Origin of the sequence: Streptomyces sp. NPDC050759 (assembly GCF_044456945.1) — a bacterium.
In the GTDB taxonomy this organism is placed as follows: domain Bacteria; phylum Actinomycetota; class Actinomycetes; order Streptomycetales; family Streptomycetaceae; genus Streptomyces.
On sequence record NZ_JBITGI010000002.1, the window covers coordinates 564,232 to 588,645 of the forward strand.

Annotated in this window: 20 protein-coding genes; 10 read left to right on the forward strand and 10 right to left on the reverse strand. The window is 71.1% G+C overall.

Annotated features, from left to right (window positions below):
• Positions 1-9: 9 nt before the first annotated feature.
• The 4 genes from ACIBJB_RS08415 (at position 10) to ACIBJB_RS08430 (ending at position 5,652) form a co-directional block, all read left to right on the forward strand.
• Entirely contained in the window at positions 10-2,874 is a 2,865-nt protein-coding gene (locus ACIBJB_RS08415) for a glycoside hydrolase family 2 TIM barrel-domain containing protein (protein ID WP_398927825.1), read from the forward strand.
• A 150-nt stretch (positions 2,875-3,024) separates the two neighbouring features.
• Complete coding sequence (locus ACIBJB_RS08420; RefSeq protein WP_398927827.1) at positions 3,025-4,041, forward strand: ATP-binding cassette domain-containing protein; 1,017 nt, start codon at positions 3,025-3,027, stop codon at positions 4,039-4,041.
• 1 nt (position 4,042) lies between these two features.
• Positions 4,043-4,846: an ABC transporter permease gene (locus ACIBJB_RS08425; protein WP_398927829.1), complete on the forward strand. Its 804-nt coding sequence runs from the start codon at positions 4,043-4,045 to the stop codon at positions 4,844-4,846.
• Between the two features lie 5 nt (positions 4,847-4,851).
• Positions 4,852-5,652 carry an ABC transporter permease gene (locus ACIBJB_RS08430; RefSeq protein ID WP_266557794.1) on the forward strand — a complete coding sequence of 267 codons (801 nt, stop codon included), beginning with the start codon at positions 4,852-4,854 and terminating at the stop codon, positions 5,650-5,652.
• A gap of 28 nt (positions 5,653-5,680) precedes the next feature.
• Here the strand turns inward: ACIBJB_RS08430 and ACIBJB_RS08435 are convergent, their stop codons facing one another.
• Together ACIBJB_RS08435 and ACIBJB_RS08440 are read right to left on the reverse strand one after the other, a co-directional pair.
• Entirely contained in the window at positions 5,681-6,943 is a 1,263-nt protein-coding gene (locus tag ACIBJB_RS08435; RefSeq protein WP_398927832.1) for an MFS transporter, read from the reverse strand.
• 160 nt (positions 6,944-7,103) lie between these two features.
• Positions 7,104-8,093 (reverse strand): helix-turn-helix transcriptional regulator, encoded by a 990-nt coding sequence (locus tag ACIBJB_RS08440; RefSeq protein WP_398927834.1) that lies wholly within the window; start codon positions 8,091-8,093, stop codon positions 7,104-7,106.
• 93 nt (positions 8,094-8,186) lie between these two features.
• Between ACIBJB_RS08440 and ACIBJB_RS08445 the strand changes: the two genes are divergently transcribed.
• Together ACIBJB_RS08445 and ACIBJB_RS08450 are read left to right on the forward strand one after the other, a co-directional pair.
• A complete protein-coding gene (locus ACIBJB_RS08445) occupies positions 8,187-8,585 on the forward strand; it encodes a VOC family protein (RefSeq protein ID WP_398927836.1) in 399 nt (132 codons plus the stop codon).
• Between the two features lie 140 nt (positions 8,586-8,725).
• The gene (locus tag ACIBJB_RS08450) at positions 8,726-8,875 is read left to right on the forward strand and encodes a helix-turn-helix domain-containing protein (protein ID WP_398927838.1); all 150 of its coding nucleotides are present in this window, start codon (positions 8,726-8,728) and stop codon (positions 8,873-8,875) included.
• A gap of 307 nt (positions 8,876-9,182) precedes the next feature.
• Here the strand turns inward: ACIBJB_RS08450 and ACIBJB_RS08455 are convergent, their stop codons facing one another.
• From ACIBJB_RS08455 to ACIBJB_RS08465, 3 genes are read right to left on the reverse strand one after another with little or no spacing between them, the layout of a single operon-like run.
• On the reverse strand, positions 9,183-10,517 hold the full coding sequence (locus ACIBJB_RS08455; RefSeq protein ID WP_398927840.1) for an MFS transporter: 1,335 nt from the start codon (positions 10,515-10,517) through the stop codon (positions 9,183-9,185).
• Positions 10,514-11,122, reverse strand: a complete 609-nt coding sequence (locus ACIBJB_RS08460) for an ArsR/SmtB family transcription factor (RefSeq protein ID WP_398927842.1) — start codon at positions 11,120-11,122, stop codon at positions 10,514-10,516. The genes ACIBJB_RS08455 and ACIBJB_RS08460 overlap by 4 nt, the downstream gene beginning before the upstream one ends.
• 59 nt (positions 11,123-11,181) lie before the next feature.
• On the reverse strand, positions 11,182-12,405 hold the full coding sequence (locus tag ACIBJB_RS08465) for an acyltransferase family protein (RefSeq protein ID WP_398927844.1): 1,224 nt from the start codon (positions 12,403-12,405) through the stop codon (positions 11,182-11,184).
• Positions 12,406-12,529: 124 nt separating this feature from the next.
• Between ACIBJB_RS08465 and ACIBJB_RS08470 the strand changes: the two genes are divergently transcribed.
• Positions 12,530-16,225, forward strand: coding sequence for a helix-turn-helix domain-containing protein (locus ACIBJB_RS08470; RefSeq protein WP_398927846.1), 3,696 nt, complete (start codon positions 12,530-12,532; stop codon positions 16,223-16,225).
• A 148-nt stretch (positions 16,226-16,373) separates the two neighbouring features.
• Here ACIBJB_RS08470 and ACIBJB_RS08475 read toward each other — a convergent pair whose 3' ends face one another.
• The 3 genes from ACIBJB_RS08475 to ACIBJB_RS08485 form a co-directional block, all read right to left on the reverse strand.
• Positions 16,374-16,886 (reverse strand): hypothetical protein, encoded by a 513-nt coding sequence (locus tag ACIBJB_RS08475; protein ID WP_398927848.1) that lies wholly within the window; start codon positions 16,884-16,886, stop codon positions 16,374-16,376.
• Entirely contained in the window at positions 16,883-18,580 is a 1,698-nt protein-coding gene (locus tag ACIBJB_RS08480) for a PHP domain-containing protein (protein ID WP_398927850.1), read from the reverse strand. Before ACIBJB_RS08480 ends, ACIBJB_RS08475 begins: the two co-directional genes overlap by 4 nt.
• Positions 18,581-18,748: 168 nt before the next feature.
• Complete coding sequence (locus ACIBJB_RS08485; RefSeq protein ID WP_398927852.1) at positions 18,749-19,204, reverse strand: MarR family winged helix-turn-helix transcriptional regulator; 456 nt, start codon at positions 19,202-19,204, stop codon at positions 18,749-18,751.
• Positions 19,205-19,376: 172 nt separating this feature from the next.
• Between ACIBJB_RS08485 and ACIBJB_RS08490 the strand changes: the two genes are divergently transcribed.
• From ACIBJB_RS08490 to ACIBJB_RS08500, 3 genes are all read left to right on the forward strand, one after another.
• Entirely contained in the window at positions 19,377-20,342 is a 966-nt protein-coding gene (locus ACIBJB_RS08490; RefSeq protein ID WP_398927854.1) for an alpha/beta hydrolase, read from the forward strand.
• A gap of 100 nt (positions 20,343-20,442) precedes the next feature.
• Positions 20,443-21,030, forward strand: a complete 588-nt coding sequence (locus ACIBJB_RS08495; RefSeq protein ID WP_398927856.1) for a TetR/AcrR family transcriptional regulator — start codon at positions 20,443-20,445, stop codon at positions 21,028-21,030.
• Positions 21,023-21,811 (forward strand): alpha/beta fold hydrolase, encoded by a 789-nt coding sequence (locus tag ACIBJB_RS08500; RefSeq protein WP_398927858.1) that lies wholly within the window; start codon positions 21,023-21,025, stop codon positions 21,809-21,811. The genes ACIBJB_RS08495 and ACIBJB_RS08500 overlap by 8 nt, the downstream gene beginning before the upstream one ends.
• A gap of 57 nt (positions 21,812-21,868) precedes the next feature.
• Here the strand turns inward: ACIBJB_RS08500 and ACIBJB_RS08505 are convergent, their stop codons facing one another.
• Both ACIBJB_RS08505 and ACIBJB_RS08510 read right to left on the reverse strand, forming a co-directional pair.
• Positions 21,869-22,237 (reverse strand): VOC family protein, encoded by a 369-nt coding sequence (locus ACIBJB_RS08505; RefSeq protein WP_398927860.1) that lies wholly within the window; start codon positions 22,235-22,237, stop codon positions 21,869-21,871.
• 193 nt (positions 22,238-22,430) lie between these two features.
• Complete coding sequence (locus ACIBJB_RS08510) at positions 22,431-24,395, reverse strand: HEAT repeat domain-containing protein (protein ID WP_398927862.1); 1,965 nt, start codon at positions 24,393-24,395, stop codon at positions 22,431-22,433.
• Positions 24,396-24,414 lie beyond the last annotated feature (19 nt).

Consider the following 24,414-nt stretch of genomic DNA (forward strand, 5'->3'; position numbering starts at 1 on the left):
TGGAGACCGATGTCTTTCCGCACCACCAGCGCTTTCGACTACGTCGAGGACGTCTCACCCGGCAGCGGGGCCCTCCCGCCCCGCGCCTGGTACGCCTCCTCCGACGCGAAGGCCCTGCCCCTCGACGGCGCCTGGCGCTTCCGGCTGTCGGCGACCGCCGACGCCGAGGACGACTCCTTCGCCGAGGAGGGATACGACGCCGACGGCTGGGCCGAGGTCACGGTCCCCGGGCACTGGGTCCTCCAGGGAGACGGGGCCTTCGGGCTGCCCATCTACACCAACCACCTCTACCCCTTCCCGGTGGACCCGCCGCACGTTCCGACGGAGAACCCGACCGGTGACCACCTGCGCGTCTTCGACCTCCCCGAGGACTGGCCCTCGGACGGTGGCGCCGTCATCCGGTTCGACGGTGTCGAGTCCTGCGCCCGGGTCTGGCTCAACGGCACGGACATCGGCGAGTTCAAGGGCTCCCGCCTCGCGCACGAGTTCGCCGTCGGCCAGCTGCTGAAGCCGAAGGGCAACGTCCTCGCGGTCCGCGTGCACCAGTGGTCGGCCGGGTCCTACCTGGAGGACCAGGACCAGTGGTGGCTGCCGGGCATCTTCCGCGAGGTGACCCTGCTGCACCGCCCGGCGGGCGCCGTCCTGGACTTCTTCGTGCACGCCTCCTACGACCACCTCACGGGCGAGGGCACCCTGCGTGTCGACTCCGACGTCGACGGGCGGGTGCTCGTGCCCGCCCTCGACATCGATGTCGCCACCGGTGAGGCGGCCACCACCCTGGTGGCACCGTGGAGCGCCGAGAGCCCCCGGCTCTACGACGGCGAGCTGGTCACCGAGGGCGAGCGGGTCCCTCTGCGCATCGGCTTCCGTACGGTCGTCCTCGAGGACGGTCTGATCAAGGTCAACGGCAGGGCGGTCCTGTTCAAGGGCGTCAACCGGCACGAGTGGCACCCCGAGAAGGGCCGCACCCTCGACCTGGAGACCATGCGCGAGGACGTGCTGCTGATGAAGCGGCACAACATCAACGCCGTGCGCACCTCGCACTACCCGCCGCACCCGGCCTTCCTGGACCTGTGCGACGAGTACGGCCTGTGGGTCATCGACGAGTGCGACCTGGAGACCCACGGTTTCACCGAGCAGGAGTGGCGGGACAACCCCGTCGACGACGACCGCTGGACCCCGGCCCTCCTGGACCGCGCGGCCCGCATGGTCGAGCGCGACAAGAACCACCCCTCGATCGTCTTCTGGTCGCTGGGCAACGAGGCCGGCACCGGCCGCGGCCTGACCGCGATGGCCGAGTGGATCCACGGCCGTGACTCCTCGCGCCTGGTGCACTACGAGGGCGACTGGAACTGCCGGGACACCGACGTCTATTCGCGGATGTACGCGAACCACGCCGAGGTCGAGCAGATCGGCAAGGAGCTCGACGGCGGCACCCACCAGCGCCGCGCACTCCCCTTCATCCAGTGCGAGTACGGCCACGCCATGGGCAACGGCCCCGGCGGCCTCGCCGACTACCAGGAGCTCTTCGAGAAGTACGAGCGTCTCCAGGGCGGCTTCATCTGGGAGTGGATCGACCACGGCGTCAAGCACGCCGAGCTCGGTTACGCCTACGGCGGCGACTTCGGCGAGGAGCTGCACGACGGCAACTTCGTCTGCGACGGCCTGATCTTCCCGGACCGCACGCCCTCCCCCGGTCTGATCGAGTACAAGAAGGTCATCGAGCCGGTCCGCATCGACGGCGCCGACGGCACCGTACGCATCACGAACACGTACGACTTCGCCGACCTGTCCGGGCTCGCCTTCGAGTGGTCGTACCAGGTGGACGGCGAGACGGTCGAGGCCGGCACGCTCTCGGTGCCGGCGCTGGCACCCGGCGAGTCGGCGGACCTGAAGCTGCCGGAGCCTCCCGCGCACGAGGCCGCGGAGGCGCAGTGGACAGTGCGGGCGCTGCTGGCGTCCGACACGGCCTGGGCGCCGAAGGACCACGTCGTCGCATGGGGCCAGTTCCCGGCGACCGCGCCCGTACGGCCCTCCGTCGCGCCCACCGACCGGCCGGTGCGCGGCGAGAAGCTGATCACCCTGGGTCCGGCGTCCTTCGACGGCCGTACCGGTGCGCTCAAGGCCATCGGTGACGTCACTGTAGAGGCCCCGCGGCTGGACGTGTGGCGGGCGACGACCGACAACGACGAGGGCACGGAGTGGGACTCCGGCATCCGCTACAGCACGCTGTGGCGGACCCTGGGCCTGCACCGGATGCGGCACCGGCTGGACGCGGTGGAGCTGGGCGAGGACGCGCTGACGGTCCGGACCCGGGTGGCGCCCGCGGCCCGCGAGGTGGGGCTCGCCGTCGCGTACCGCTGGACCTCGGACGGCTCGCGGCTTCGCCTGACGGTGTCCGTGGGCCCCGAGGGCGAGTGGACCCAGCCGCTGCCCCGGCTCGGCGTCCGGCTCGGACTCCCCGAGGCCGACCAGGTGAAGTGGTTCGGCGGCGGCCCCGGCGAGGCCTACCCGGACACCCGCAAGGCGTCCATGGTCGGGCGCTGGCAGGCGAGCGTGGACGAGCTGCAGACGCCGTATCTGCGCCCGCAGGAGAACGGCGCCCGCGCCGACGTCCGCTGGGTGGAGCTCGGCGGGCTGCGGATCGAGGGCGACCCGGAGTTCGCCTTCACGGCCCGGCGCTGGACGACCGAGCAGCTGGACGCGGCGGCGCATCTGACGGATCTGAAGGCCGGTGACACGGTGTGGGTGAACCTCGACCACGGCCATCACGGCATCGGGACGGCGTCCTGCGGTCCGGGCCCGCTGCCGCAGTACCACCTGCGGGCCGAGCCGGCGGAGTTCTCGTTCGTCTTCTCCGTGCTTTCCCGGTGACCTCCCGGTGATGGATTAGTCCAATTCACCAGTGGATTAATCCATTGCCAATGTGATCGAGATTCTGCGACGGTCATGGGGTACCCGCGGCCGGTCGGCCTTCCAAGCCGACCGGCCGTAACTCTTGTTCGCAACAAGGGAGTTCACAGCGTGCCCGGAAACATCGAGGTTCGCGGCCTGTCCCGCACCTTCCACACCACCGTCCGTCGCCCCGGCCTCGCCGGCACCCTTCGCTCCCTGGTCAACCCGGAGCGGGTCGCCAAGCACGCCGTCTCGGACATCACCTTCGACGTGGCGCCCGGCGAACTCCTCGCCCTGCTCGGCCCGAACGGCGCCGGCAAGTCCACCACCATCAAAGTGCTCACCGGCATCCTCACGCCCACCTCCGGCGAGGCCCGGGTGGCGGGCGTGGTGCCGTACCAGGATCGCGAACGCAACGCCCGTAACATCGGCGCGGTGTTCGGGCAGCGCACCCAGCTGTGGTGGGACCTGCCGGTGCGCGAGTCGTTCTCGATCCTCAGGGACATCTACGAGGTGCCGAAGGCGGAACACGCCGCGCGCCTCAAGGAGTTCGACGACATCCTGGAACTGTCCACGTTCTGGGACACCCGGGTCCGCCATCTCTCCCTCGGCCAACGCGTGCGCTGTGACCTCGCGGCCGCGCTGCTGCACGATCCGCCGGTCGTCTTCCTCGACGAGCCGACCATCGGCATGGACGTGGTGGTCAAGGAACAGGTGCGGGAGTTCCTGCGCCACCAGGTGGAGGAGCGCGGCCGTACGGTCCTGCTGACCACCCACGACATGACCGAGGTCGAGCGGCTCGCCGAGCGGGTCGTCCTGATCAACCACGGCAGGCTCGTCCTCGACGGCTCCCTCGACGAAATCCGCCGAAAGTTCGGCTCCACCTGGCAGGTCCGCGCGACCCTGGCCGACGCCCACACGGACGTCGTCCCGCTGCCGGGGATCGCGGTGCTGCGCAAGGAGGGCCCGCAGGTCGTGTTCGGCCCCGAGAGCCCCGACGGACCGGACTCCCCCACCGTGCACCAGGCCCTGAAGGCGGTCATCGAGCGGTACGAGGTGACGGGCGTCGCCATCGACGAGGCCGACCTCGAAGACGTGATGCGGGCGGCCTACGTCCACGCGGAACCCGCGACCGAGGCGGTCTGACATGGCCGTCCTGCACGCCTGGCGCGCCGCCCGCGTCACCCCGCTCGGCGAGCTGCACGCGCCGCCCCGGATGACGGCCGTCCTGATCCGCCTGGCCGTCCAGGTGGTCCTGGTGGCCTCCCTGTGGCACGGCCTGTACGCACACACCGGCACCACCGCGGGCCTCACCGAGGGCCAGGCCGTCACATACGCCGTGCTGGCCGTACTCGCCTCCCGCCTCAGGGAGTTGGACCAGTACGCGGGCCGGGACACCGTGCTCCAGCACATGCACTTCGGCACGATCGTCTACTGGTATCTGCGCCCCCTGCCGCCCCAGCGCTACCACGCCCTGCGTGCCCTCGGCGAGCAGGTGTACGGCTTCGCGTGGGCGCTCGGCGGCTATCTGGTCTGCCTGGCGGCCGGGGTGGTGGACCCGCCCAGGTCGGCAGCCGTGGCAGGGGTGTTCGCGCTGAGCCTGCTCCTGGGCCAGTGCGTCCTGTACTTCGTGCTGCTCACCCTGGACCAGCTGTGCTTCTGGACGGTCCGCAACAACGCGGCGATGCTGATCCTGATCTTCGCGCAGAACCTGCTGTCCGGTGTGTACGCGCCGCTGTGGTTCTTCCCGGACTGGTTCATCACGCTGAGCGGATTCCTGCCGTTCCAGGCGACGTTGAGCGTGCCGTTGTCGATCTACATCGGCCGCATCCCCCTGTCGGATGCCTTCGAGCAGCTGGCGATCCAGGCGTTCTGGGTCGTGGCGCTCTTCCTGTTCACCCGTTTCCTGTGGCGGCGGGCCGCCCGCCGCGTCATCTCCCAAGGAGGCTGAGGCCAGTGAACGGCATGCGGATCGCGTGGCGCGTCACGCGTCTCAACTTCCGTGCCCAGCTGGAGTACCGCACCGAGTTCCTGCTGATGATCGCGATCGGCGCGATCTGGCAGGTGTCGGTGATCGTGTTCGCCACGGTGCTGCTGACCCGGTTCACCGGGATGGGCGGCTGGGACAGCTCGGAGGTCCTTCTGATCCCGGCGACGAGGATGCTCGCGCACGGACTGTTCGTCCTGTTGCTGGGCCGGGTGCACGGCGCGGGCCGGCAGATCCAGGAGGGCAGGATCGACATCTACCTGACCCGCCCGATGCCGGTGTACCGCCAACTCCAGCTGGCCTTCTTCCCCACCAACGCGATCGGCGACCTGACGGTCGCGGTGGGCCTGATGGTCGGTGCTCTGAGCCGCAGCCAACTGGACTGGACACCGGGCCGCATCTCGTACCTGATCGCCGCCATCATCGGCGGCATGTTCCTGGAGGCGGCCCTCTTCACGGCGATCACCTGCGCGGCGCTGCGCTTCCCGGCCGCCGACTACTGGAGCCGCTGGCTGGAGGAACTCCTCGGCACCTTCGGCAGCTACCCCCTCAACGTCCTCCCGAAGGCCGTCGGCGGCCTCCTCACCTACGGCCTCCCCCTCGCCTTCGTCGCCTACTTCCCGGCAGCGGTCCTGACCGGCCACGGCCACGACACCGGCGTCCCGTACTGGCTGGCGGCGGTGTCGCCGTTGCTGGGCGTGGTGGCGTACCTGGGCTCGCGGGTGCTGTGGCGGTGGAGCCTTCGGCACTATGCGGGGGTCAACGGATGATGTCGGCCCCCGCCCGGCCGACGCGGTCTCAGGCCCGCCGGACGGGGGTGAACAGCGCCGTGACCGCGATGAGTACGCAGCACGCGCCGGCGGCCACGCCGACCGGGGCCGTGCCCTGGTGTTCTGCGGCCCAGGTGAGGACGGCCGCGCCGATCGGGGCCGCCGAGTAGTGCAGGGTCCAGAAGGCGGCGGTGACCCGGCCCAGGAGCGGTTCCGGGGTGACCTCCTGGCGCAGCGACATGGAGCAGGTGCCCGCCACGGCGACGCAGGCCAGGAAGGCGGCGCTCAGGGCCGCGACGACGGGCACGTCCCGCGCCCAGCCCATGCCGGCGAAGGCGAGCCCGCACACCGCGACCGCGGCCGTCCAGGTCACGCCGAAGCCGAGCCGGCGGCGGGCCCGGGCCACCAGCAGGGCGCCGGTGATCGTGCCGAGCGCGCCGACGGCCATGACGGTGCCGACCGTGTCGTCGCCGTGGCCCAGGTCGTGCTTGAGGTGGTAGATGATCAGGTCGTTCAGGCCGAACGTGAGGAAGCTGAAGACGAACAGCAGCGCGGTGAGCGTACGCAGGACGGGATGGCCGCGCAGGAAGGCCGCTCCGGTGCGCAAGTCCCGCCACAGGCCGCTGCGCTCGCCGTCCGCTCCGGCGGGCCGAGCCCGGAACCGCACGAAAACCGTGCACAGCGCCGACACCCCGAAGCTCGCGGCGTTCACCCCGACGGCGGCGGCCGGTCCGGTCCAGGCGGCCACCATGCCCGCGCACAGCGGGCCCAGTACCCCGGCCGCCGCCGCGGTCGCGTTCAACCGCCCGTTGGCCTCGGTCAGTTGCCCGGTCCCGACGAGACTCCGTACGACGGTGACATAGCCGACGGCGAACAGCGTGCCGACGGCCTCGCACAGCGGCAGGACCACGTACAGCAGCCAGACCTGCGGCCCGAACAGCCACACCACCGGGATCACGCCGTACAGCACCAGGCGCACCAGGTCACAGGCGATGAGCAGTCGGCGCCGGTCGACCCGATCCACCACGACCCCCGCGAACACCGCCGCCACGACCGCGGCCGCCCCGCCCACCGCCGTCAGCAGCCCCATCCGCGCGAGGGAGCCCGTGGCCTCCAGTACCAGCAGGGGCAGGGCGATCAGGGCGAAGGAGTCACCGAGAACGGAGAGGGTCTGGGCGGCCCAGAAGACGGCGAAGTCCCGTTGCCGCCACAGCGGGCGCGACTTGTCGTCGGACGACGGGGACGCCGTACGGCCATCGGACTCCCCGTCACGCCGCGCCTCGTACGCCATGCCCCTCCCCAGGTCCCGGACAACCTGGGCAACCTTAGAGCCGCCGACACCGGCACGGAAACGACTTTCGGCGCCCGCGTGCCGCGGCCCGGGAATCGCGGGAAGTGGTGCGACGGGAGTACCCCTGGTTGTGCCATCTCATGACATTGGTTCCCCGCGGTCAGGCTTGGCGGGCGTAGGACGCAAGGCGATCGGCGAGCGCGGTGACGAGGTCGCGCAGTTCATCGGGGCGCTCGATGACGAACGGCCGGTCGAGTGAGGCGAGTACTGGAGGCAACCAGTCGAGCCGCTCCGCCCGCAGCTCGACGCGCAGCCAGCGCTCGGTCGCCCGGTCCTGGCCTGCCGCGGGCTCGTGCTCCTCCAGGCTCGCGACGCCGGCGGGAAGGTGGGCGCGGATCTGCTCAACTGTCCCGTGGATCCGCAAGGTCACCTCATGCCGGTACTCGGCCGTGGCGAACGCTGACAACACGCGCTGTGCCGGACCGGGACCCACGGGTGCTTCGAACGAGCCGGGCAGGGTCCGCGCGTCTGCGATGCGATCGAGCCGGAAGGTTCGGTCCTCGCCGATCCGGGCGTCCTTGCCCGTGACGTACCACCGGCCCGCATGGGCGACGATCCCGTACGCGTGCAGCGTGCGTTCGCTGCGCCGTCCCTCGCGGTCGGTGTAGCGGATCGAGACCGGTCGGCGGTGGCGCACCGCATCGGCGATGGTGAGCAGGACCCCGGCGTCCGGGGTGTCGAACTCGCCGGGCTGTTCCGTGAAGGCGAGGGATTCCAGGAGTGTGTCGAGCCGACGGGCGATGTGCTTGGGCAGCACCCGCCGGATCTTCGCCGATGCCGTCTCGCTTGCCGTGTGCTCCGTCGTCGTCAGCCCTGCTCGGCGGCCGGCGACCAGGCCGAGCAGCACGGCCAGCGCCTCGTCGTCGCTGAGCATGAGCGGAGGCAAGCGGTACCCGGGAGCGAGCCGGTACCCGCCGTAGCGGCCGCGCACCGATTCCACAGGCACATCCAGGTCGATCAGCTGGTCCACATACCGCCGCACGGTGCGCCCTTCGACGCCGAGCCGGTCGGCCAGTTCGGCCACCGTTCGGGTGCCGCCCGACTGCAGCAGCTCCAGGAGTGTCAGCACGCGGGCAGTGGGTCGGGGCATGTGCACAACCTAGTGCGAATACAGGACCGATTCTGTCCACTATTTCTCCTAGCCTGCGCAGTGCACGCCTCCAGCACAGCCAAGGAGATCCCCATGGACTTCGTCTCGATCCGCATCATCACCAGCGACGTGGCACGCCTCGTCGAGTTCTATGAGCGAGCCACAGGGGCGCGGGCGACGTGGGCCACCGAAGACTTCGCCGAACTCAACACCGCGGGCGCCACCCTCGCGATCGCCGGCACCCGCACCGTCCCGCTGTTCGCCCCGGGCTCTGCCCGCCCGGCGGACAACCACAGCGTGATCACCGAGTTCCTCGTCGACGACGTGGACCGCGTTCACCAGAACCTGACCGGCTTCGTCACCGACTTCGTCAACGGGCCCACCACGATGCCCTGGGGCAACCGGTCGCTGCTGTTCCGTGACCCCGACGGCAACCTCGTCAACTTCTTCACCCCCGTCACCTCAGCGGCCATCGAAAAGTTCGCACGCTGACGCCACGCAAAGCCGCTCACGCGGGAGCCCTGAGATCCCAGGGCTCCCGATGAACGCGGCCGCCGAGTCCAGGAGCGCCACCAGCAGGGGACACCGGAACGCACCGCTGACCCCCGAAGGACGCCTGCGCCTGTGTCTGCGTGATCGACGCCGGACGTCCGATCGCGCACGTGGCCGCGGAAGCCGGAATCTCCCGCCGCTGCCTGGCCAAGTGGCACGCCCGCCGGCGCGCGCACGGCGAGAACGGACTACTCGACCACCTCTCCCGCCCCGCCCCGCACCCCCGATGACATCGCCGACCTGGTGGAGGCGCTGCGGCGGCAGACCAAGCACGGGCCGGCCCGGCTCGCCGCCGACCTACAGCGGCTGCACGACGTCACACTCGCGCCCGCGACCGTCCACCGCATCCTGGTGAGGCGAGGACGTGGGCCGGCTCCGGGACCTCGACCCTCGCGCTCGACGGCCGACCGCCCATCAGCCGGACCGCCGGGAGCAACTACCGAATCGTCTTCGACCAGCCGCCCGAACCACTCGCGGACATCCCGCAGCAGCTCACCTTCGAGGACTTCGCGTGACCAAGGTCCCGGGACACCACACCTAGTCCGTCCGGGCGGGGTGACCGGGCGAGCCAGACTCCCGTGTGGGAGAGGGCGGTTCGGGGGCTCCGTGCCACGGACCGGTCTCCAGGGACCGTATTCGGGGTATCGGGGACGGCAGCAGCCACAGCACGGACAGCACCCCTCCGACGGCGACCGTCACGAGGGTCGCCCGGAGGCCGAAGGCCGTGGCCAGTGCGCCTCCGGCGAGGGCGCCGAGGGGACGGATGCCGTAGTTGACGGTGCTGTAGGCGCCCACCACACGGCTGCGCAGGGCGTCCGGAGTCACCACCGCCTGCAGCGAGTTGAGGTTGACGTCGAACCACATGACGCCCAGGCCGACCAGGAAGTAGGCGGCACCCAGGAGCCCGGCGGCCGCCCAGTCAGGCCCACCGGCGATCGCGGCGAGGGCGAAGGGCGCCGGGAACAGTACGGCCCCGACGGTGATGGACCGCCCCACCCCGATCCGCCGCGACACCCGCGGAGCGGTCAGCGCTCCGACGAGGGAGCCGCCCGCCCCGATGCCGAGGGTCAGCCCGATGGCGCCCGGGGACAGCCCGAGCTCGCGGTCGGCGAAGAGCACGACCATGCCGGTGCCCGCGAGGAATGTGAAGAAGTTGACGGTCGTGGAACACCCGAGGCCCGCCCGCAGTACCGGCTGCCGTACGACGAAGGCCAGGCCCTCGCGGGCGTCACGCAGCAACGCGGGCAAGGCGGCGCCGGTACGGGCGGCGGGTGCGGGCTCGTCGACCGTGATCCGGTTCAGCAGCAGCGCGGAGACCAGGAAGGACACGGCGTCCGCGATCACGGCGACCGGCGCGCCCAGTGCCTGGACGAGCCCGCCGCCCGCCGCGGGACCGGCGATGAAGGAGGCCGAACGGGCCGCGCTGAACTTGCTGTTGGCGTTGACGTAGGACGAACTCGGCACCAGCCGTGCGAACAGTGGCATCCACGCGCACCCGGCCACCACGCCGGCGAACCCGGTCAGCAGCGCCACCGCGTACAGCTGACCGAGGGTGAGGGCGCCCCACAGATACGCGAGGGGCAGAGACAGCAGTACGACCGCCCGTACCAGGTCGGTGACGACGAGTAGCCGCCGCTTGTGTGTCCGGCCGTCGACCCACGCCCCCAGCACCAGGGCGAGCAGGTACGGCGCCCAGGCAAGTGCGGTGAGCCAGGCCACCTGCGCGGCCGAGGCGTCCAGCACCCCGACTGCGATCAGCGGCACCGCGACCTCTGAGACCCGGTCGCCGAACTGTGAGACGGCGCTGCTCGCCCAGCACCGGACGAAGCGCCGGTCACGCCACAAGGAGTCCTGCCCTGCTTCGCGTGTCATGAGGTCGTAGCGGCGTCACCGGTACCGTCGGCCGCCTCCGGCAAGGCGTACAGGAGCACCCGCACGCCCCTGCTCTCTTGCGGCCGCCGAGCGGGATCACGGGTGACGTAGGGCGCGAGGAGTTCCTCCATCGCGTCCTTGAGAGCGGCCAGTTCATCGGCGGTGACCACGATCCGGGTGTTGTTCGCGACAACCTTGCCGACCCACTCCTGTTCCAATGCGGGTCCGGTCTCGGTGAGCCAGCGCATCGGAAGGTCGGCGGTACGGGCGAACATCTCCCCGGCGAGCAGCTGGGCCGCGGCCCGCCCGTCCTCGTCCTCGGGCGTCTCGAACCGGAACCCGCGCGCCACTGCCTCCCAGCGTCGCTCCCGCCGGTCCGCCCCGCCGTCGACGGCGTCCCGGACCAGCCCGAAGCCCGCGAGATGCCGTAGATGCCAACTCGCCACCGATGGTGTCGCCCCGACGTGCGGAGACAACTGAGTAGCGGTGGCCGGACCATGCCGCTGGAGGCGTTCCAGGATGGCGAGCCGTACGGGGTGTGCGAGCGCCCGCATGGCCTTCGGATCAGTGATCTCCATGTCGCCGAAGCGATTGTCGGACTGCATATTATGAGAGTGTCCTCTCACATATTGTGAGAGTCAACTCTCAGATTCCACAGGGGTGTTCAACGCCCGGTACGCGGCGGCCGCACACGGCCCGCCACCCTGCGGCCCCAGGCCTGGCTCGGCGCTTCGACCCAACGGTGGGTCAGCAGGCAGATGGGCAACAGCGCCGCAAAGAAGGCCACTTCGAGCACGAGACTGTCCTGCCGTCGCCGCCCGACCGTGCCGTCGATCACCGCCAGCAGGACCGGATGCACCAGGTAGAGCGAGTAGCTGATCGTTCCCAGTCCGGTCAGCATCGGCGGTACGCGTCGACCGCGCGACGCCAGTCCGACGGCGAAGGTGAGCACAGCCAGCAGGAACGAGACGATCCAGCCGCGCCGTGCGAAGTGGTCGTCGGGGCCGGACCAGTACGCGCTCCCCACGGCACAGACGACGACCAGGACAGCGGCGCCGGCCGTCCGGCGCCAGGTGCCCTGACCGTTCTCGGCACGGTGAACGGCGGTGCCGAGGAACATCACGGCGAGGATCACCAGGCCCTCCCACAGCGGGACCGTGCCGTTGAACGGGACCAGGAGAAGCGCCAGCACCCCGCCCAGCACACCCCCGAACACCCGGAGCACAGGTGAGCCGGCACTCGCACAGCAGATGGCGAGCCCCATGGCGATCGAAGCGCACACGATCAGCGGGCCGGTGCCGACCAGGCCCGACAGGGCGGAGGCGGGCAGTGCGGCGCCCGCCGTCACGCTCGCGGCGGAGAGCACCGCCAGGGTGACCGCGATCGCCGCGGACTGCCGGTGCAGGCGAACCGTGAACAGGGCGACGACCAGCAGGTAGAAGGACATCTCGTAGGAGAGCGTCCACAGGACCAGCAGGACATTGGGCGTTCCCAGTAATTCCTGCAGCATCGTGGCGTGGGCGACCACCACGGTGACAGCGCTCTGCCCGCCGAAGTCGTGCAGCTCCGCGACACCCAGGAGGTGGACGGCGACGAACACCACGACGACCACCGCCCACAGCGGGTACACACGGAAGATCCGCCCGATCCAGAACGTCCGGACGCAGCCCCGGCGCTCCAGCGACGCGGGGATGATGTAGCCGCTCACCAGAAAGAACACCATGATGCCGTAGCGGCTGGTGTTGAACTGCGGCATCAACTCCCGCCGGAAGTCCGCCATGAAGGTGTACGAGGAGTGGTCGAACACCACGACGAGTGCGGCGATACCGCGCAACGCGTCCAGCCACCCCAGCTTCGCTGAGGGGAGGACGAGGGGTGGGGATTCCATGCGTGAGCGGAGTCCTCTTCGATCAGGCAGACCCCGGTCGGGGTGCGCTGATCACCGAGTTCACCGGCCGGCGCATTGTTCGGCAGTACCGTTCTGGCGGCCGAACATTGAACGGGGTGAAGGTGTGGCGGGGCGTCGTGAGGTGCCGTTGGATCCGGCGGCAGGACCGGTACAGCGGTTCGCGTTCGAGTTACGCAAGCTGCGGCTGGAGGCGGGCGGGATCACCTACCGGTCGCTGGCGCGGCGGGCGGGCTATTCGGTGACCACGCTGTCGCAGGCCGCGGCGGGTGAGCAGTTGCCGACGCTCCCGGTGGTGCTGGCCTATGCGGGGGCGTGCGGTGCGGACCCGGCGGAATGGGAGGCCCGCTGGAAGGCAGCGGTGGAGGAGTCCTCCGATGACGGCTCCCGCAACGACAACGGAGCACACGCGCCGTATCGGGGTCTCGCACGGTTCGAGACCGGGGACAGCGACCTGTTCTTCGGCAGGGAACAGCTCACCGCTGACCTGGTCGACCTGTTGCGCCGCCGACGGTTCGCCGCGGTCTTCGGACCCTCCGGCAGCGGCAAGTCCTCCCTGCTGCGGGCCGGCCTGATACCCGTCCTCCGGCGCGCTCAGGAGCCGGGCCCGCGCCCGGCCGCGATCCGGATCCTGACACCGGGCGAACGCCCCTCCCGCAGCCACGCACCGCTTCTCACACCCGCGATTCCCCGCGACGAGAGCGACGGCAACGCCGGGGCGGACACGGTCGTGATCGTCGACCAGTTCGAGGAAGTCTTCACCCTCTGCCACGACGCGGCGGAACGCGCTCGCTTCATCGATCTGCTGCTGACGGCCCGGCAGCCCGAGAGCCATCTGCGAGTGCTGCTGGCGGTGCGCGGCGACTTCTACGGCCGCTGCGCCGAGCACCGTGAGCTGGCCGACGCCCTGCGCGACGCCAACCTCCTGACCGGAGCGATGAGCCGGACGGAACTGCGCGACGCCGTGGTCAAGCCGGCCACGGCCGCCGGACTGACCGTGGAACGCGCCCTCACCACCCGGCTGGTCGACGAGGTCGCCGACGCGCCGGGCGGGCTGCCGCTGCTGTCCCACGCGCTGCTGGAGACCTGGCGCCGCCGCCGCGGCAAGACACTGACATTGGCGGGGTACGAGGCGGCGGGATGCCTGGACGGCGCGATCGCCAAGACCGCCGAGAAGATCTACGGACGGTTCACCGAGGACCAGGCGGCCGCCGCCCGCCGGGTGTTGTTGCGCATGGTCGCCCCCGGGGACGGCACGCCCGACACCCGCCGTCCCGTCGAGCGCGAGGAACTTGGCGACACCGACCGGGTGGTGGAGGCGCTCGCCGGGGCGCGGCTGCTCACCCTGGACGGGGACACGGTCGAGATCACCCACGAGGCACTGCTGACGGCCTGGCCCCGGCTGCGCGGGTGGATCGAGGAGGACCGCGAACGCCTGCGTGTGCACCGGAACCTGACCGAAGCGGCCCACGCCTGGAAGGAACTCGGCCGTGAGGAGGGCGCGTTGTACCGGGGAAGCCGGCTCGCCGCCGCCCGGGAACACTTCGGCGGCACACCGCGCGAGGACCTGACCGACCTGGAGCACGCCTACCTCGACGCCAGCCGCGACCACGAGCACAAGGGCCGTCGCCGGTCCCGGCTGGTGCTCACCGCGGTCACGGCCGCCCTGTGCCTCGCCCTCGTCGCCGCCGGCCTCGCCGTGGGGCAGTGGCAGAGCGCGGTCACCGCCCAGCATCTGGCCCAGTCCCGGCAACTGGCCGCCGAGTCGGGCGCGTTGATGGACTCCGACCCCGACCTCGCCGCACTGCTGGCCGTGCACGCCTACCGGACCAGCCCGACCCGGGAGGCCGCCGCCGCCCTGTATGCCGCCGCGGCGCTGCCGCTGCGTGAGCGCCTGGTCGGCGGCACCGAACCGGTGGATTCCGTCGCCCTCAGCCCGGACGGGCACACCGTCGCCGACCAAACCAGGGACGGAAAAGTAAGGATCTGGGATTTGCCAGGAGGCCAGCTCCGACAGACGTTCACCGGCCCGGACGAAAGCGGCCAAGTCGCGGCGTTCAGTCCCGACGGACGCACCCTCGCCGTAGCCACCGGCGGCGTCATCCGCAGGTGGGATCCGCTCGCAGGCAGGCAACTCGGAACCCTCACCCTCCCCGGCGGTTCGATACGCGGGATCGCCTTCAGCCCTGACGGTCGTACCGTGGCCGCCGCCTCAGCGACGACCGTACGGGTGTGGGACGTGGCCACCGGCCGCAAGCGGCGCGGCTTCACCGGGCACCCCGACCCGGAGGCGGTCACCTTCGGCCCTGACGGACGGACCGTCGCCGCGGTGGGCCTCGACGGACTCGTGCGGGTGTGGGACGTGGCCACCGGCCGTACTCGGACCGTCGGCGGCGGCCGAATCGACGGCAGGGCGGTGGTTTTCAGCCCTGACGGACGGACGTACGCGGTGGCCCGCGGCGACGGTTCGGTGCAACTGCTGGAAGCGGCCACCGGCATCGTGCGGCACACCTTCAAGGACGTGCCCGTCGGGTTGAGCCAGATGGCCTTTTCCCCCGACGGGCGGACAATCGCCATCCCCAGCGTCGACGACACGGTGCGACTGTGGGACACCGTCTCCGGCACGGCACGGGCCACCATGACCGCCGGGCACCACAGACGAGGAACCATGAAAGTGGCCCTCGGTACGGACGGCCGAACCCTGGTCACCAGCAACAACGGGGACCCCGACGTCCGTGTCCACCGCCTGCCCGCCGATCTCCCGCAGACCACTCTGCCCGGCTCCGCCGGCACCTCCATCGACGACATCGTCTTCAGCCCGGACGGACACGCGGTGGCCACGGTCCGCCAAGGGCCGGTCGGCCGTGGGGAAGTGCAACTCTGGGATGCCGGGACCGGCGACCGCGAAGCCTCACTGCCGCTCGACAAGGACTCGGCTCCCGGAAGAAAGCAGCCGCGCTTCCCGGTTAGCCGCCTCGCGGCCGTGGCGTTCGACCCGACTGGCCGTGCCCTGGCTGCCAGGTCCGTCAAGAAGGGGGCGATCGAGGTCCGGGATGTCGCCACGGGCCGACTTCGCCTGAGCCGTGCCCTGGGCGCCGGCGGCACGGCGGTCTTCAGCCTCGACGGGACATGGCTCGCCGTCGTCGGCCGGTTGGGGGCGGTACACCTCTTGAACCTCTCCACCGGAGTACGGCACACCACGGCTCAGCCCGGCAGCCAGAGAATGGTGTTCACCCCGGACGGACGCAGACTCGCCGCAGTGGGCACCGAGGCCGACGGTGACCAAGTCAGGCTGCTCGACACCGCGACGGGACGCACCCGGCGCACCATCAAGCAGGGCACCCAGACCCTGTCGTCCTTGGCGTTCAGCCCGGACGGCCGCACCCTGGCCACCGTGAGCGGCACTCGCGGATCGGTGACGATGTGGGACGCGCGCACCGGCCGACTCCAGGACAGCTTCTCTGTCGGCGGTGCAGTGGCATCGCTGGCTTTCAGCCCCGATGCACGCACCCTGGCCGCGAGCAGCACAAGAGGCGTCCAGTTGTGGGACCTCGCCACCGGCCAGACCAGACTCACCCTTCCGACGCACTCACCCGAAGCGGTGGCGTTCAGCCCCGACGGACGCACGCTGGCCATCGGCACTGACGGCTCCGTCGAGCTGTGGAACGTCGACCTGCCCGACCCGGCCCGCGCGATCCACGACATCTGCGCGGCCGTCGACACCGACCTCACCCCTCTGGAGCAGTCCCGCTACCTGCACGACCGGTCCACGGAAACCGGCTGTCGGCGGGCCGCGCCGTAGGAGGAGACAGTCGTACGCGGAACCCGCGCCCGCTCACCCGGCCGTGCCGTAAGGCGTTCGCTCTCAGCGTCGACCACAAGGGCGCGCCACACCTCTGTGACCTCCGGACCGACGGCCGCGTGTCTCACGTCATGCCGGGGCGTCGGGATCAGTGGTCGGCGCAGCACGGTGTCGGGTCCTGCACCTCGAAGGGGACGAGGGTGCCGTACGCGGCGGGCATCGCCGTCAGCACCAGGGCGCCGTCCTGCCATTGGGGCCGTACGTGACTCCTCGTCATCATCCGGGTGGTGGGGACCGGTTGGCCGGTGCCGCCCAGGACCGCCACACGGTCGATCGCCGAGCGGGCGAGCAGTTCCGCGATCGTCAGTGTGCCGGTGAGGGACTCGACACCGGGGTAGATCACCGCGCGGCCGATCGCGTCCGGGGCGCCGTCGGACACCTCGTGCCCTCGTGCCGTCAGCCGCTCCCGGGCGGTGCGCAGGAGCGGCGACGACGGCAGGGCGAGGGAGACGGCCACCCGCGGACGGTCGCCGCGCACGAGGTGCGTGCAGCCGAACGCGCCCTTGGGGAGGGCGAGTTCGGCAGCCAGCTCGTGGAGCAGGTGATCGGCCGCGCGCAGGTCGCGGATGCCCGCGTCCACGGTGAGGACGTACGGAGTCACGAGGGCAGGACCCACACCGGGTTGGAGTAGAACCACAGATCGCGCCACGGGTCGGCATCGCCGACGACGTCGATGGCCGGGCCCGCCGGGTCGACCGCCGCGCCCATCGCACCGACGCCGGACCGGTTGCCGTCGCTGCCGCGCAGACGGACGTACAACGGGCGGTCCACACGGCCGAGTTCGTATGTCAGGCGTACCGTGCCGGTCGTCTTGTCGATGTCGTACGACTTCACGACCTTCGCCGTCGGAGCGGTGAACGTGTCCTGGTCGGAGACCGGGCCGGTCACCTCGCCCCGGATGACGTCCACGCGGGCCAACCTGGGGGTGAACCCCGCCCAGTTGGGGCCGCCGGCGAGGGCCACGTCGACACTGAGCGTGACAGCCGCTCCCTTCTTGACGTGCAGCGCGCCGCCGAGCGTGGCCCAGCGGCCGCCGCCCGCGACGCGTGCGTCGAGGCCACTGATCAGCTGACCGTGGTCGACCCAGACACGGCCGGCGCGCATGCCGTCCATGACGGCGGCGTACGAGAAGCCGTCCGCGCCGACGTGTGTACGGCTGTACTGGCCGGGCCAGTAGTCGCCCTGGGTGATGTCGATCCGCCCGCCGTAGACCGGGTCCTGGTAGCGGCCGTCGGTGGTGAAGTCGCCGCCGGGACCGCGTACCGCGGTGTCCGCATACACCTGGTGCGAGTCGGAGTTGGCGGTGATCCACCAGGGCTTGCCCTCGGCGAGAAGGCTGTCCCACAGGCCGCCGACCGTGGCGGTCATCCAGTCGAAGCCGCCCCAGGTGCGGTAGCTCTCCAGCGGGTAGCCCGCGAAGGAGTTGGCGCCGGGACTGTTGTCGTAGATGCCGCGGGCACGGGCCATGCCGAGCGGGGCGGGCAGGCCGGCGGCCTGGTGCCCGGGGGCGCCCTCGAAGCCGACGGCGATCTGCCGCGACGGGCTCGCGTCGCGCCAGGCGCGGATCTCGTGCGGGGAGTCGACACCGCGCCGCGCCGGGTGGTTGGCCAGCATCAGCGCGTCCTTGACCTTGCGGCGGCGGACCTGCTCGCCGAGGAAGGCCAGGCCCGCTACGGCGAGGGCCTCGTTGGCGGGGGTCGAGTCGGAGGCTCCCTTCACGCTGCCGTCGTAGTCGGTCTCGAACTGCTTGAGGACGGACACCTCGTTCCTGCCGGGGTGCACGAAGACGGTGCCGTGCTCGGCACCCGGGATGTTCCACTCCAGGCCCTGGAAGACGAGGGTGTCCTCGTACGCGTCCCGGGCCGCCCTGATGTCCGGGTTCACCTTGTCCACACCGATCTTGGCGTGCGTCGTGCTCCCGTGGTCGGTGATGACCAGCCAGTCCATGCCGTGTCGGGCGCCCTGGCGGACCTGGTCGACGACGCGGTACTTTCCGTCGCTGCTGTACTGCGTGTGGATGTGATGGTCACCGGCAAGCCAGAGGAAGCCGCCCGTGCGGCGGCCGTTGGTGGCCGCGTAGGCGGGCGTGGCCGCGGTCGCGCCGAGGACGCTCCCGGCGGTCAGTCCCGCACCGAGCAGTCCGGCGCGGCGCAACAGCGTGCGGCGCGACTGCTGTTCCGGGTTGAGCGCCTCGTCGGGAACGGAGGGGTCGAAGGCGGCGGGCAGGGGTGCGGTGGGCGTGTGCCCGTGGTCGTGCTCGTGGTCGTGTCTGTGGTGGTGATGCCCGTGCCCCATGAACGCCTCCTGGATGCCACTGCCTTCCGCGGCACCTCTGCGCCGCCTGTGGAGGATCGAGGCGAAACATGAACTCGGAACGACCTGAAGGTGATCGGAGCCCGACCCGGGCACGGCGGCTCACCTCGCGAGGGATCCGCGACCGCCTTACGGCACGTCCCGGTCCCGTCAACCCGCCGTCACATTGCTCGTGATCAACCGCAGCAGCTGCTTCACCACGGCATCCTGATCCGGCGTCAGCCCCATGGCGTCCCCCATCGCGGACGGCACCGCCCGAGCCCGCTCCCGCAGTGCCGCCCCCTCCTCGGTGAGCCGGATGGCCACCGAACGCTCGTCGTCCGGCCGGCGTTCGCGGCGCAGCAGTCCGGCCGCCTCCAGCCGCTTCAGCAGCGGTGAGAGCGTGCTGGACTCCAGCTGGAGGGCCGTGCCCAGATCGCGTACAGAGATGGAGTCCTGTTCCCAGAGCACCAGCATGACCAGGTACTGCGGGTAGGTCAGCCCGAGTTCGTCGAGGAGCGGGCGATAGCGCGCGGTGACGGCTCTCGACGCGGCGTAGAGAGCGAAGCAGACCTGGTCGTCCAGGAGCTGGGAGTGCTCGACCTGCCTGTCTGCGGACGTACTCACGGAACCGCTCCCTTCGATGGGCCCTCACCATACGTGTTCGAGTCCCCTCGATTCTATCGACCCCTAATAAGTTGTGCACGACTGAATAGCGCGCTACCGTTCTCGACATGCCGCCACTCGGCCGAACCCGCAGACTGAGCGCGTCCCCGGCACCCGATCCGAGGAGATCGTCATGACCGACAACACCCCCCGCCCCGTGCTCGAACCCGCCGCCCAGGCCTTCGCAGAGGCCACCGCGAACCCGCCGTACCTCTTCGACCTGGGCCCCGTCGAGGGCCGCAAGACGGTCGACGAGGTGCAGTCGGGTGAGATCGCCAAGCCCGCCGTCGACGAGGAGTGGGTGACCGTCCAGGGCGGCCCGACCGGCAGCGTCCGGACGCGGATCGTGAAGCCCGCGGGCGCCACCGGCACCCTCCCCGTGGTGATCTACCTCCATGGCGCGGGCTGGGTCTTCGGCAACGCCCACACCCACGACCGGCTGGTCAGGGAACTCGCCGTCGGCACCGGCGCCGCGGTCGTCTTCCCGGAGTACGACCTCTCCCCCGAGGCGCGCTACCCGGTCGCCGTCGAGCAGAACTACGCGGTCGCCCGGTGGGTCGTGGAGCAGGGCGCGGCCAAGGGTCTGGACGCCACGCGCATCGCCGTGGCCGGGGACTCCATCGGCGGCAACATGGCCGCCGCGCTGACCCTGATGGCCAAGGACCGCGGGGACGTCCCGCTCGTCCAGCAGGTCCTCTTCTACCCGGTCACCGACGCGGGCTTCGACACCGGCTCCTACCACCAGTTCGCCGAGGGGTACTTCCTGCGCCGCGATGCCATGCGGTGGTTCTGGGACCAGTACACGACCGACGAGAAGCAGCGCGCCGAGATCACCGCGAGCCCCCTGCGCGCCTCCGTCGACCAGCTGCGCGACCTGCCCCCGGCCCTGGTGATCACCGCCGAGGCCGACGTCCTGCGCGACGAGGGCGAGGCGTACGCGAACAAGCTGCGCGAGGCCGGAGTCCCGGTCACCGCGGTCCGTTACCAGGGCATCATCCACGACTTCGTGATGCTCAACGCCCTGCGCGAGACGCACGCCGCCGAGGCCGCCATCGCCCAGGCGGTCCGCACGCTCCGCACGGCGCTCGCGACCGCCTGACCCTACGGCTCACCTCCTCAAGGCCCCGGACTGGAAAATCCGGGGCCTTTTCCTGTGCCTTCACGTATCTTCCTAGGAACCCTAGGTTTACGGAGCACGCATGGTCCCCCGCGCAGGCCTCACCGCCGACCGCCTCACCGAGGCCGCCGCCGACCTCGCCGACGAGGTCGGCTTCGAGAACCTCACCCTGGCCGCCCTGGCAAAGCGCTTCGGCGTGAAGGACGCGAGCCTGTACGCGCATGTCAGGAGCCTGCAGGATCTGCGCACCCGGCTCGCCCTGCTGGCCGGCGGCGAGTTGATCGACCGGATCGCCGCCGCGGTGGCGGGGCGGGCCGGGAAGGGCGCGCTGACCGCCTTCGCCGGCGCCTACCGGGCGTACGCGCTGGAGCGGCCGGGTCGGTACGCGGCCACGCAGATCCGGATCGACCAGTCGCTGATCGCCGGCACCCCCGCGCTCCGCCGTACCGCCGAGATCACCTACGGCATGGTCCGGACCTACGGCCTTACCGAACCCGATCTCACCGACGCGGTACGCCTGTTGCGCGCCACCTTCCACGGTTACTGCGCCCTGGAATCGGCGGGCGGCTTCGGCGCCCCCCGCGACGTACAGAAGTCCTGGGACAGGGTGGTCGACGCCCTGCACGTGGCACTCGAGAACTGGCCCCAAAAGGAGAACACCGATGACTGACCCGCACTACGACATCACCGGCCACAGCCCCTTACTGCTGCTGCTCCCCGGCGGTGCCGGACACCCGATGGGCCTCGGTCCGATGACCGAATCGCTCGCCGGGCACTTCACCGTCGTCACCTACGACCACCTCGGTCTCGCCCACGGCCGCCTCGGCGAACCCGTCGAGGACCAGCGGGTCCAGGACTGGAGCGACGGGGCGCGGCGGGTGCTCGACGAGACGCTCCCGGAGGGCGGGGCGGCGTACGTCCTCGGCACCAGCGCCGGGGCCATCGCCGCGCTCGATCTGCTCGCCCGGCACCCGGACCGGCTGCGGCACGTCGTCGCGCACGAGCCGCCGTGTGTGGGGGTACTTCCGGACGGGGCGCGGCATCAGGCCGCGTTCCGGGAGATCTGCGAGGTCTACCGGGCCAAGGGACTCGCGGCGGCGGGCGCCCTGATGACCGCCGTACTGGAGGAGCAGGCCGCGGGGGAGCTTCCCGAGGGCCAACCCCTGAGTCGTGAGGAGGAGTTGGTGAATCCGATGGCGCTCTCCCTCGCACATGTCCTCGGGCCCTTCACGGCGTACGTCCCCGAGGCGGGCCCCTCGCAGGCCCGCCTCACCGTCGCCGCGGGGACCGACTCCCGCGGTCAACTCCTGTACCGAACCGCCGAGTTCCTCGCGAAGGCGCAACAGGCCGACTTCGTCGAGTTTCCCGGCGGTCATCTCGGCATCCTCCAGCACCCGGAGGACTTCGCCCACCGGCTCACACGGACGCTGCTCGGGACCGGGGCACGCTAGACGTGTGTTGTGTCGGTGCCGGCCGAAGCGTGCTCCCCCCGAGGGGCCGGGCGTGGCTCAGTATTCGCGTTCCGCCGCACTCCGCTCCACGCAGAACTCGTTGCCCTCCGGGTCGGCCAGGACCACCCAGCCCATGCCGTCGCCCGTGCGCTGGTCGTCGATGAGCGTGGCGCCCAGGGTGAGGAGGCGGGACACCTCCTCGTCGCGGGTGCGGTCCTGGGGCTGGAGGTCGAAGTGGAGCCGGTTCTTGACGGTCTTGGTCTCCGGGACGGTCACGAAGAGCAGGCCCGCGTCCTCGATCAGCGCCTCCTCGTCGCCCGGCCGGTCCTCCTCCTGCAGCGGCCGGCCGAGGACCTGGGACCAGAAGTGAGCGACCGCGTAGGCGTCGGCGCAGTCGATGGTCACATGGCGGATGGTGGAGGTCATGCGGGGATTGTCGGGGGTCCGGTCGACCACCGCAAGATCGGCGGCGACGTTCGCACCCTCTGCGGCGACATGGGGGGTTGACTTCCGCAGGACGCTCATCGCGCGACGCCGACACCCCCGGGGCACCGTTCGCGGCACGGCTCGCGACACCCCTCGCGTCGGCCACCGCCGGGTCCGCGCCGCCGGAAGCCCGTCATCCGAGCCGCTCGACCATGCGCCGCATGACCTCCACCGGCAGGGCCGGGTTCCGGGCGGCGGTCTCCGCGGAGCCGGTTCCCTGCCGCAGCAGCCGGACCAGGATGCGGGCCGGCAGGTGGGGGTGGCGAGCGGCCGCACTGCGGATGTGTTCGTGCGGGTCCTCCAGCAGTCGTGCCGCGGCCGCCGGAGAGAGCCGCGGGTCGGTGACGGCCCGGCGGCGGACCTCTTCGCTCCTGTCCCGGCTGAGCCGTTCGACCAGCGCGGGCGTGGACTCCGGGTCGTCGAGGGCCAGTCGGCGCATACGCGGGTTCGGGTCGTCGGCGTAGCGCAGGAGGTCGTGGCGGGGGAAGTTGGGGTGGCCGAGCGGCCGGTCGGGGCTGGTGAGGCTGCCGTCCCACCACTGCCACACCCGCAGGAGCATGTCGGCGGGCGCGTCGTCGCAGGACTCGGCGAGGAAGAGCTGGACGACGCGGTCCTCGTCGTCGGCGAGAAGGGCCACGGCTTCCGGCGGGAGGTGCCGTGCGCGGGCGACGCTTCTGCGGACCAGGGGGTGGGAGGAGGCCGCAAGGCGGCGCATGGCGGCCGGGTCGTCGTGCAGGGCGACGACCCAGTCGAGCGGGAAGTAGTGACCGCCCGGGTCGAAGTCGTAAAGGATTCCGGCGCGTTGTTCCTCGGTGAGGTCGGCCCGCGTCGAGATCTCGAACCGTACGCCGGCGTCGGGATCCTCGCCGAGGAGAGCGATCAGGTCGTGCGCGAGTCCCGGGTTGCGGGCCAGGGAGCGGCGCTCCGCCGACTCACCGTGCCGTGCCACGTGCTCGGCGAGTTCGCGCTCCAGAAGGCAGGTCTCCAGGGCGTCCGTCTTGACGTCCAGTGTTTCGAACACCGGCAAGGGCATCGGGTGCTCCCGGTGGTGCAACAGCAGCGCCCGCGCCCGCACCAGGTCGTGGGAGTCGGTCAGGAGCGCGTCTCGCGCCGGGGCGTCGAGGTGCGGCCAGGCCGCCGTGCAGGCCGCGTACCGCACACCGCCGTCGGGGTCGGCGGCCAGGGCGACCGACAGGGAGGCGGGTAGGCCCTTGAGGCGGGCCGTCTCGGAGCGGACGCGCGGGGACGGGTTGGCAGCGAGTCCCCGGCAGGCGTCCTCGGGAAGTTCTGCCCAGCGGTCGGCGGCCAGCATGGTGAGGATCCACCGCTGTCGCTCATCCTGCTCCGCGAGGATCGCGCGGCCCCACTGCTCGGGCGTGATGTTCGGCTGAAGCTCGAGCGCCCGCATCCGCAGCTTCCGGTCCGGGTGGGCCAGGAGGGCGTCCACGACATCCGTCGGCAGCGCACGGTACAGCGCGTACGACGACCGTTCGACGAGGAGCGGCCACAGATCCCTCGGGGTTTCGGGGTTGAGCGAGAGTCCGTCCGCCCACGCGTCCAACAGCTTCCCGAGGGGCTTCGGCCCTTCGAACAAGGACACCCACGCGGCCGCCCGCTCCTCCGGTGTCTCGGCTCCGGCCGCCCGTGCGGCCTCCTCATGCCGCTCCCCGAGCCGGTCGACGGCGACGAGCCAGACCGCGTACTCCTCGGTCGTGGCGCCCACCATCGCGTCCCCGTCCAGGGACAGCGTGAGGAACTCCGGCTGCCCGGGTCGCGGCCCCAGGACTCCCGCGAGATCCCAGCCGTCGGTGAGCCGGACCCGCACCCAACTCCGGTCCTGGTTACCGGAGAAGTCGATGAGGAAAACCCCGTCGTCGCCGAGGATCCCCGCGTCGGAGGCCAATCGGTGCCACTGAGCGTTGAGTTCGCCGACCGGATCCGGCCGGTCGTCCGCGACCGCCACGGTCGGCTCGGTCTGCCACCCGATGACATGCCGCCACACGACCGGAGGCGGCAGCACCTCCTCGACCCGCCGCTCCCCCACGACCTCCAGCCCGGCCCGGCCCAGCAGTTCGACCAGTTCGCCTCCGCCACTCATGATCCTCATCCTGCCCGAG

Coding starts and splice junctions, on each gene's coding strand:
- ACIBJB_RS08435 (WP_398927832.1), bottom strand. CDS start 6,943: ATGGCGTACGAGGCGCGGCGTGACGGGGAGTCCGATGGCCGTACGGCG.
- ACIBJB_RS08500 (WP_398927858.1), top strand. CDS start 21,023: ATGACTGACCCGCACTACGACATCACCGGCCACAGCCCCTTACTGCTG.
- ACIBJB_RS08425 (WP_398927829.1), top strand. CDS start 4,043: ATGGCCGTCCTGCACGCCTGGCGCGCCGCCCGCGTCACCCCGCTCGGC.
- ACIBJB_RS08455 (WP_398927840.1), bottom strand. CDS start 10,517: ATGACACGCGAAGCAGGGCAGGACTCCTTGTGGCGTGACCGGCGCTTC.
- ACIBJB_RS08440 (WP_398927834.1), bottom strand. CDS start 8,093: ATGCCCCGACCCACTGCCCGCGTGCTGACACTCCTGGAGCTGCTGCAG.
- ACIBJB_RS08490 (WP_398927854.1), top strand. CDS start 19,377: ATGACCGACAACACCCCCCGCCCCGTGCTCGAACCCGCCGCCCAGGCC.
- ACIBJB_RS08415 (WP_398927825.1), top strand. CDS start 10: ATGTCTTTCCGCACCACCAGCGCTTTCGACTACGTCGAGGACGTCTCA.
- ACIBJB_RS08495 (WP_398927856.1), top strand. CDS start 20,443: ATGGTCCCCCGCGCAGGCCTCACCGCCGACCGCCTCACCGAGGCCGCC.
- ACIBJB_RS08465 (WP_398927844.1), bottom strand. CDS start 12,405: ATGGAATCCCCACCCCTCGTCCTCCCCTCAGCGAAGCTGGGGTGGCTG.
- ACIBJB_RS08505 (WP_398927860.1), bottom strand. CDS start 22,237: ATGACCTCCACCATCCGCCATGTGACCATCGACTGCGCCGACGCCTAC.
- ACIBJB_RS08460 (WP_398927842.1), bottom strand. CDS start 11,122: ATGCAGTCCGACAATCGCTTCGGCGACATGGAGATCACTGATCCGAAG.
- ACIBJB_RS08480 (WP_398927850.1), bottom strand. CDS start 18,580: ATGGGGCACGGGCATCACCACCACAGACACGACCACGAGCACGACCAC.
- ACIBJB_RS08445 (WP_398927836.1), top strand. CDS start 8,187: ATGGACTTCGTCTCGATCCGCATCATCACCAGCGACGTGGCACGCCTC.
- ACIBJB_RS08510 (WP_398927862.1), bottom strand. CDS start 24,395: ATGAGTGGCGGAGGCGAACTGGTCGAACTGCTGGGCCGGGCCGGGCTG.